The 2,414-nt window shown below is 34.3% G+C and carries 1 protein-coding gene and 1 pseudogene; both read right to left on the bottom strand.

The window, feature by feature from the left end:
- Positions 1 to 1,046, bottom strand: a pseudogene (locus tag ACFIML_RS08985) (hypothetical protein); the annotation flags it as partial.
- 1,086 nt (positions 1,047 to 2,132) lie between these two features.
- Positions 2,133 to 2,414: YadA-like family protein (locus ACFIML_RS08980; protein ID WP_375615459.1), on the bottom strand; the 282-nt coding region annotated here is incomplete at its 5' end.

Raw genomic sequence — 2,414 nt, 5'->3', positions numbered from 1 at the left:
TCAATCTTTTTATCAAGATTCGTGAAAGAACTATTTACGCCTGTAAAGGCATCTGCAACATTATGATAGCTCTTTTCAGCTCCATTACCATCCTTATCAAAGACCTTAACTGTAAAAGTAGGAGCACTCCAATTTCCATCTTTATAGCCAGCACCACCACCAAAATAGCCTGCAACGACATTGCTCATGGAATAAAGTTGAGAACCATTGATTGCATCAGTCGATGTTGCTGTAATAGAACCAGCATTAACACCTGAAAGAGTCCGAACCGCATTATCAATATTTGCAATACTTACCCTCGTTCCATTTACTTTTCCACCAATGGTAATAAGTCCCGTATCATCTTGCTTAACAAGGTTGTTCCCTGCCACATTAACGACTACATTTTCAATCTTTTTATCAAGATTCGTGAAAGAACTATTTACGCCTGTAAAGGCATCTGCAACATTATGATAGCTCTTTTCTGCTCCATTACCATCCTTATCAAAAACCTTAACTTTAAAAGTAGGAGGCGTCCATTTTACTCTATCAAATCCAGCACCACCACCAAAATAGCTAGAAATAGCAAGACCTAGAGAAAAAATTTGGGAGCCATTAACTGCATCAGACGAGAATGGCGAAATCACACCATTATTAACACCAGTAAGAGTTCTCAATTCATGAGAGCTATTTTCAATGCTTATTCTATTGCCACGTGCATTCGCACCAATTGTAATAAGCCCTGAGCTATCTTGCTTAACAAGATTATTGCCCGCAACTTCAGCAGCATAACGTTCCAAACCATATAATGCAGAGCCAACATCTCTGTACACTCTACCGTTAATTATATAAGTTGGTGCAATATCTTTAAGTACATTTGTACCAGCACCAAAATACTGCGATATATTGCCCCACGCATCACAAGCAGAAACAGGAGAAGCACCGGATAAAAAGACAGCTACTGAAACCAATGAAAGCGTTTTAATAAAAGGTAATCGAGAAGGTGAGCAAGATTTTTTTAAATTACTCACTGCTAGCGTGCGTGGTGTGGTATATATTTTTTTCATAATAAATCCTCTAAGTAAGAAAAAGATATTAAAAACATTAAAAAGACACATTCCGGTGCTACTAAGCTCCAGAGATTATTTTTTTTGTTTTATAAAAGATTAGGGTTGTCATAATGCGGAAGAGGACTATCTAAGATATCAATGATATAGTAGTCGACGGGATCGATAGTCCAATTAATAAGGTTTTTATTTATCCTCCTTTAAGGAGGTGGGGTTTTCTTTAGCAGATCCTTTAAATTTAAAGGTGAAGAAAGGTGAACGAAGTGTAGAAAAAACATGTTTGCGTACTATTATTAGGTGTTGTGTGTTTAAGAGGCAATAAAAGATGTTTATTGCGGAAGTTAGTTAAGTTGTTTGCTGAGTAATTTAGAGCATTTTTTGTAGGGTTATTACGCTTCTGCCGTAAAAATAAGCGAGATACCCCTGAGCTTTATATTTATATCTCTTAAAGCTTTTTGAGATCAGATAATTGTGATTTTGTAATTTTGCCATAACTTACCGCACCCCGCTTTGCGAGAAGATTTCTAGTTTCCTTTAATTAATTTTTCGCACTTTATACAGATTATTAAAAAATAGCAAGGAAAAAATGAGATTTTTTATTTCTTTAAGGATACCCCCAGTGGATATTCTATTATAAACTATAAACTGTATAGTTTTCAAATATTGTGCGGTTACACGTATGCTGTTAATTTATATGAAAACATCACTCTGCATTTGTGATTTTTTTGTTAATTAGTCCCATTAAGATTATTATTACAGAATATATTATTATAAAACTTTACAAGTATACTACTCTATGAATTTCTGTGTAAAATATCACTTCTTATAAAATTTTTCCCCTTGTCTGATGAGACAAGAAGGAAAAACTCTCTTAAAAATAAATATCGATTATTCAAATAATTCCTTTTGGAGATGATAAATGATTTTTTCATATAAAATTTCACAATAAAAAATATATTTTTACTCGAAATACGCCCTTATCTTTTATTGCTATTCATTTATGATAAAAATAACTTTCCTTCTCTTTAAATGGCACATGTAACGCATTTGATAAGAGAAGGAAAATTTATTTCGAATTTTCTATTGTTAATTCAGTGTTACCCTAAATCCAGCACCTACACCCCAATGTCCCCCAGAACTTGTTGCAGATACGTTAGAGCGAAATCTTCCATTTTCAGACATATAACCAGCTCCAATAGCAAGTGCAGATTGACTGCGCCATACACCCGTACCAAGTGAAAAACTTAATTTTCCCGGTGTATCGTCATAGCTTAAATTAGATACTGCTAGACCAATAGCAGCAGCTTGTCTTGCTTCTTTCCGAACATCCTGAATAGCATAATTCAATGTCTCAAACTTCATATCCGT

Origin of the sequence: Bartonella sp. AC62GZZY, assembly GCF_042196525.1 — a bacterium.
Taxonomy (GTDB): Bacteria; Pseudomonadota; Alphaproteobacteria; order Rhizobiales; family Rhizobiaceae; genus Bartonella.
Note: the sequence above shows the minus strand (reverse complement) of the source record. Positions and strands in the feature narration are given on the sequence as shown.